We start from the raw sequence: 6,445 nt of genomic DNA on the forward strand, positions 1-6,445 counted from the left end.
GCATCTTCCGCCCATGCCAGCAGCTACGCCGCCAGAGCGTCATCCGCAGCCTGCTTGATCAGCCATTCGATGTGATTTGACCACATCTGCAACACCTCGCGCTTCTCCTTGACGTTGCTATAGAGATTGTAGATTTCGCCAATGTCTGTCAAGGACGCCGCCTTGTGATTCAGTATGTGCTCGATGACGTGTGGCAATACCTGCCGCCTGCCGAGATTTGTCGCGAGCGTCCTGCGCAGATCGTGAAGGGTCCAGTTCTCCAAAGCCACCCCGTCAGTATTGACCTTGCCGTCTAGAGCCTTCTTGCCCTTCGCGTAGCCTGAGAAGTGGCTTCTTTCGTTGCCCCTCGCAGGGAAAAAAACGTGTCATTGGTCTTCGGTACCGTCTGGGGGACCGACACCGCCAGTGTGGACAGCGGAATAAGCGTAGGCTCTTCGTTCTTCGTGCGGTCACCCGATAGTTCCATGTTCCGGCTTCAAGGTTGAGGACCAACGCATCGCGGCAACTTCCGTACGCCTCTGTCCGGTCAGAATGAGCAGCTTGACGATGGAGCCGAACGAATAGCCGATATCGCCCGGTTCGGGCTCACAGCCCGTTCATATAGCCGCCAGTTCGGCATCGTTCACCACTCGCTTGCGCTTGACGATCGGGGCCGGATCCGGATTTTCCAATCCCTCGCGGGGAAACCGCGGATGAGCCGTTGCGGCGGTTTGCGACACCAGTTGAAAAATGCCCGCATACACCAGAAGGCCGTGTTAGCCGCTTGCGGGTGACCCCCGGCGACGATCTTCTTGGTGATGTTAGCAATGTCGGTGTCGATCACATGGTGGATAGAGCGACTCCCGAGGGCAGGCACAAGATACCGGTTCAGGCTGGCCTCGACCAGTGCGGTGTTTTGAGGGTCGTTACTCGGCGGCCTGGAGGTGACCGCCATCGCCGTCCTCGGTATCGTCAGCGCTGATATGCGCCTGATCGGCAAGGAAGGCTGGCAGTTCCGATGGAGCTATGCTGGAATTTGGGTGACGAGGCTGATCAAGCGGCGCTCTGCGGCTTCGTTTCGATGACCTGGATTCCGTCCAGGAACCTGGCACCTGCGATGAGTTTCGGCAACTGATTTTGTCCTTTCAATCGTCGCCACTTCCTGGCCGCGGCCAACAGCTTGAAGACCATCAGCTGGGCGGTTTTCGAGGATAGCGAGCCCTTGGTACGCACCGTGCGATAGCGAACGGTTGCAAAGACGCTTTCGATGGGATTGGACGTTCGCAGATGATCCCAGTGTTGGGCGGGGAAATCGTAGAGCGCCAGCGACGCAAATTTGATCTTTCGTCAGGCAGTCGACCGCCTTGGCATACGCCTCGGCCTCCATCTCGATCGCATGCGCAAGCAATTTGCGCGCCGCCGCTGCGAAGTACATCCGTCAGGGTATCATCGATTTCGTCGGGCTGACGAAGGCGAACAATGTGTTGATAGTCTCGTTCATGGCGTATCACTCTCCTTGAGAGGTACTGGCAGGCTTCATCACCCGCCTCGATACGCCGCTCTCCTCAAGCCGCCATCATCCAGTTTCCGCCATGGCCCCCCTGATTGATCCGCTTCACCTGTGCAACTGCACAGGCTGCCCTAGCGGGGAGATTGGCCTCCAATGGCGAAAACTTGCCGCAGGAGACCCTCCGATGACCGTGCCTATGGCGCCGCCGCTACGACAACTTGCCGACAAGCAGCGTGCGATCCACTGCCGCGCTACTGCGCCTTCAAGGGACGTCTGGATCGCGACGCAGGAGCCGATGACCGTTACGGGATCAATTCCAGGTCGCGCTGGCCGTCGCTGTGCCAGTTCGACGGTCTGGTGGCAATTTGGGCACATCTTCTGTCGCCGACAGTGGCGATGGCTGACGCTTCAACGAAACGGGGTCTTCGACGTCTGCTGCCTTCGCCGATGCTTTGCGAAGTGGCATAATGTTTCGACGCACGCAGGCGCGGGCAGGGGATGTCAGTCATGAATCTCCTGACTGGCGCGGATCAGGCCGATTGGCGGGATGAAAGATCATACGACTACACCGCTGGCCTGACGCTGCGGGAGTGGGCTTGGGAGTTCTTACGCCGCAATCCAGCGTTCCAGCGCGATCTGACCGCTGCGCGCCAGCATTGCAATACTTGGTCTCTCCAATCCTTTCTCGATATGGTCGCGTCGGCCGGCGACCTGTCACGCTGGGGTGTTCTGTTTCGCGGAGTCTTGTGGCCGCGCTTCGGTCGTATTCTGGTGTCCGCTCTGGTGCGTCCATGTGCTGCCGGTCATTGCGGAACGGTTGCCTGCCTCGTCGCCGACACCGCCGTTCGAACTCTCGGCATTGCCCTGTCGTGCAATCGTCCTGCTGGCGCCCGACAAGAGCCAGCATGTTCTTCTTCGCAATGCGGACCACGCGCTGCAGCTCGCCGTCTCGGGCGCGAATATCCTCCACCCTGTTTGCCTGCATACGCAAGCCATCTGGCCCGCGGTGCTTTTAAAGCATCGACTGAGGGGACTGGAGTGCCTCAATGCTCTCAGTCTAGGGCAACAGTTGCCCCCCCGCTTGTTTGCGCCGGAAAAGCGCGGCGTTCGTTTGTCCTTCGTTCTTCGTGCGCTCGACGGTTCGCTCGCCGGAGCACCTCATCGCGAGCTCGCCGAAGTTCTCATCGGTCAACGGCGCGTCCATGCCGACTGGGCGGATCCTCGCGATCATCTGCGCGACCGCATCCGTCGGGCCGTCTCGCGTGGCCGCGCGCTCATGAATGGTGGCTACAGAGATTTCCTAATTTGAAAAGCGACAGTCCGCGCTGTGCGTCGGTGGATGAACGTTCGCTCGCAGCTGTACCCGTCACCAACAGTTCGCCCGCCGACAGGACTGCATGGCGCCTTGCAAGTGCGCTCTGGTCTAGCTTGTCGATGCCGAAATGAGATGGGCGAGGGTGCCAAGGCGGTGGTTCATTAGGGCCGGCCTCGACCTGGACGCACATCATTGGTCGGAAAGCGGCGTGCACCGCAATGTCGCCATAGCAGCCAAGATCCTTTGAGGCCGGACCTGCAGTCCTGTTGGACCGGCGGGTGCAACAATATGGAGGGATCTGAGGCCTCACACCGTTCCCTGGTCGACAGCTCGGTCAACATAGCACCCACCGCTTGATTATGGAAATGGTGTGCCTGGAGTGCAGCGAGTAGCGGCTTGCTGCGCACTGTCCTAAGAATAGCAGTCATGACCCGTCTGGGGTTCTGCAACACGACGATTCAACCGCTTGGGCATTGTCGCATATCCCACAATGTAGAATGCGCAACAGGGCAAAAGCTGATCCATCGGCGGTTTATCAATGCTTTTTGGCTTGGCACGGCACATGCAACGCAATCGGCAAAAGGCGCACGAACTGAGTGGCCCATCGGCCCTAGGAGCGCTGACTTATGCCCTCCCAAGGCATGTCCGGCCCGGCAGCGAGCTCAGTCTCCTGCCGGGCATCCGTGTTTCAGGTCAACGGCGTTTGGAACTTCCAATTAGGTGGCGGCATTGACCGCAGGCCGCCCCCCGGTGGGGCGGAGAGACAGTGCAGCAGGTTTCAAATCCCGCCCATGCAAAGATATTTCATTTCCAGATAGTCCTCGAGGCCATGACGGGAACCCTCCCGCCCGATGCCGGATTGTTTGATCCCGCCAAACGGTGCCGCCTCCGAGGACATGCGTCCCGTGTTGATGCCAACCATGCCATATTCCAGAGCCTCTGCCACACGCCAGACCCGCTTCAGGTTTGAGGCATAGAAGTATGCGGCGAGGCCGTAGATCGTGTCATTGGCCTCGCGCACGACCTGATCCGCATCGTTGAAGCGAATGATCGGCGCGAGCGGCCCGAATGTCTCCTCTTGCGCGACTGCCATGACGCTGGAAATCTCGGTGAGGACCGTGGGTTCGAAAAACGTGCCATTCTTGCCGATACGCTGGCCCCCGCATCGTATTGTGCCGCCTTTCGCAATGGCATCTGCGATGTGAGACTCGATCTTGGCCAGAGCATGCTTGTCGATGAGCGGTCCGATGTCCACTCCGGCATCGAATCCGTCGCCAACCGACAAGTGCCGGATTCTTTCCACGAATTTCTTGACGAACTCATCGTGAACGCTCGATTGGACGTAAATGCGGTTCGCGGAAACGCAGGTCTGGCCGGCATTGCGGAACTTCGCCTGGACCGCACCGTCAACAGCACCGTCAATGTCGGCATCATCGAAGATGATGAAAGGTGCATTGCCGCCGAGTTCAAGGCTGACCTTCTTGATCTGGTCAGAGCACTGACGCATCAGCAGCCGTCCGACCTCGGTCGAACCGGTGAAGCTGATCTTTCGAATCTTGGAATTGGTGCAGAGTTCACGGCCCACGCGATCACCTTCGGACGCATAGATCAGGTTGACCACGCCATCGGGAAAGCCGGCCTGATGGGCGAGGGCGAACATTGCGCCAGCCACGAGCGGCGTCTGTTCAGCGGGCTTGAGCACGATTGTGCAGCCCGCAGCCAAGGCCGGCGAGATTTTGCGCGCCACCATGGAGGCCGGGAAATTCCATGGCGTGATCGTGCCAACAACGCCGATGGGCTGCTTGATCACTAGCATTCGGCGGTCTGTCGAGGGTGCCGAGATCGTCTCCCCATAGACGCGATTGGCCTCCTCGGCATACCATTGCAGATACGCCGCCGCATGCGATACCTCTGAAATGGCTTCGGCAAGCGGCTTGCCCATTTCCGCAGTCAGAATCGCGGCGAGATCGCCTGCATGGTCGATGATCAGCTGATGCCATCGCCAAAGAACGTCGCTACGTTCTCGGGCCGTCAACGCGGCCCATCCCGACTGCGCAACATAGGCCTTGTCTACCGCAGCACGTGTCTCCTCCACGCCCATATCGGGAAGCTCTGCCAAAACTTCGCCGGTCGACGGATTGACGACCTCGAACGTCTTATTGCCAACTGGTCTGCCGAGTGCCGGCAGGCGGTCGATGGCTCCAAACAGGTGCGGGGATTTCAGACGGCGGATCATCGGCAGGCACAGGGGCAATACCGGATTCCTCCTCAACGCAGCGAACATCCAGGTCGACAGGCCGTCAGTGTGTATTCTGCACCAGTGGGTTCGTCGTAGGGCCTCGGCAAAGCAGCTGGTAGACCACGCTAGCCCGATGAAAAGACAGCAGTTTCGTTAGTTTGAGTGCCCGCGGTTCATCAATTGATGGATTAAGCAGTCGGATGTTTGCTTCATCCACCATGCCTGCTGGTGGCATGCGACTGAATTCTGCAAAAAGGCGGCATACATGCTGAGGAGCGCCATTTCGGCGAGAGGCCGCCGGACGGCCAATGCCGCGCAAGGTCGGCGAAAACGACTCCGCGCGTCTGCATGATCTGCTTGGCCCACGGGCCTCCACATTCGCGCTTCCCACGAGAAGCCCCGATGAAGAAGGAAGGTGAGATGAGTTTCTTTACTCATCCTTGCCGCCCAGCGGCGGGCCGACCACCAAAATGGCGGGCTCGGCCGAAAGCAGCTTTTTGGCCGCCGCCTTGACCTGTTTGAGCGTCACCCGACCGATGCTGCGGGCGCGACGCTGGTTGTAGTCGACGTCGGCCTTGTGAATCTGCAAATCCAGGAGCCGGTCTGCAATCGAGCGGGTCGAGCCCAGTTGGTCGATGGCATAGGCGCCGATCAGGTGCTTCTTCGCCGCCTTGAGCTCGGCCCCGGTCGGTCCTTGCTGCGCCATCTGCTTTACCACATCTCGCACGATGCTCAGTGTTTGGGCAGCGCAGTCCGAGCGTGTCTCTGTCGTAACCAGAAGCGAGTCAAGGGTTAGTTCAGAGCTGACGTGATAGGCAAGGCCGCGTTTTTGACGTACCTCCTCGTAAAGGCGGGAAGTCAAGTATGAGCCGCCAAGGATGTCGTTCAGCAGCACGGCCGCGTAGAAATCCGGCGCGCTAGGCTTCACGCCAGGCCAGGCCAACGTCAGCGAAGTCTGCGGCAGGTCGTAGTTCTCCTCCACCAGTTGACCGAGTTTCGGCGCGACATCGTAGACGGGGACGAGGGTTTGTTGCTCAGGCAAATCACCAAACAGCTGGTCAAGCCTTTCCCTCAACGTGTTCGCGTCAATGTCACCCACCACGGCAATATGGAGCCCGTCGCGAGCGAAAATGGCCTGGTGGAAGGCGCGGAGGTCGGACGGCGTGATGCCGGGCAGGCTCTCTTTTGTGCCTTCTCCCAGCCTTGAACAAGGATGCGCGCCATAGATCGCGCGCAGCCATTTGCGCTGAGCGATGGCGTTAGGGTCTCGCTCGCTGCCGACGATGCGGGAGACAATCTCGGCGCGGACGCGATCGATCGGCCCCTGGTCGAAGCGCGGCGCGTTCAGCGCGAGCCGAAGCAGGCCGAACGCCGCGTCCTGCTTTTTGGAAAGCATGCACAC

At 59.6% G+C, this 6,445-nt stretch carries 5 protein-coding genes and 1 pseudogene; 2 read left to right on the forward strand and 4 right to left on the reverse strand.

Going from position 1 to position 6,445, the window contains the following annotated elements; translation table 11 throughout:
- Positions 1-23 precede the first annotated feature (23 nt).
- Positions 24-152, reverse strand: a complete 129-nt coding sequence (locus tag EOD15_RS37280) for a hypothetical protein (RefSeq protein WP_135907184.1) — start codon at positions 150-152, stop codon at positions 24-26.
- Positions 153-923: 771 nt separating this feature from the next.
- Between EOD15_RS37280 and EOD15_RS35955 the strand changes: the two genes are divergently transcribed.
- Entirely contained in the window at positions 924-1,064 is a 141-nt protein-coding gene (locus tag EOD15_RS35955; RefSeq protein ID WP_164546995.1) for a hypothetical protein, read from the forward strand.
- Here the strand turns inward: EOD15_RS35955 and EOD15_RS25945 are convergent.
- Positions 1,033-1,345 (reverse strand): annotated as a pseudogene (locus EOD15_RS25945) (IS256 family transposase); the annotation flags it as partial. The gene EOD15_RS35955 and the pseudogene EOD15_RS25945 overlap by 32 nt on opposite strands.
- Before the next feature lie 937 nt (positions 1,346-2,282).
- Here EOD15_RS25945 and EOD15_RS25955 point away from each other — a divergent pair.
- Positions 2,283-2,798 carry a DUF2285 domain-containing protein gene (locus EOD15_RS25955; protein ID WP_224570032.1) on the forward strand — a complete coding sequence of 172 codons (516 nt, stop codon included), beginning with the start codon at positions 2,283-2,285 and terminating at the stop codon, positions 2,796-2,798.
- Positions 2,799-3,582: 784 nt separating this feature from the next.
- Here the strand turns inward: EOD15_RS25955 and EOD15_RS25960 are convergent.
- Both EOD15_RS25960 and EOD15_RS25965 read right to left on the reverse strand, forming a co-directional pair.
- Positions 3,583-5,058, reverse strand: coding sequence for an NAD-dependent succinate-semialdehyde dehydrogenase (locus tag EOD15_RS25960; RefSeq protein ID WP_095486045.1), 1,476 nt, complete (start codon positions 5,056-5,058; stop codon positions 3,583-3,585).
- Positions 5,059-5,473: 415 nt separating this feature from the next.
- Positions 5,474-6,445 (reverse strand): pitrilysin family protein (locus EOD15_RS25965; protein ID WP_148129642.1); only part of this gene is annotated, 972 nt, incomplete at its 5' end.

The organism is Mesorhizobium sp. M7A.T.Ca.US.000.02.2.1 (genome assembly GCF_003996995.1).
Taxonomy (GTDB): Bacteria; Pseudomonadota; Alphaproteobacteria; order Rhizobiales; family Rhizobiaceae; genus Mesorhizobium.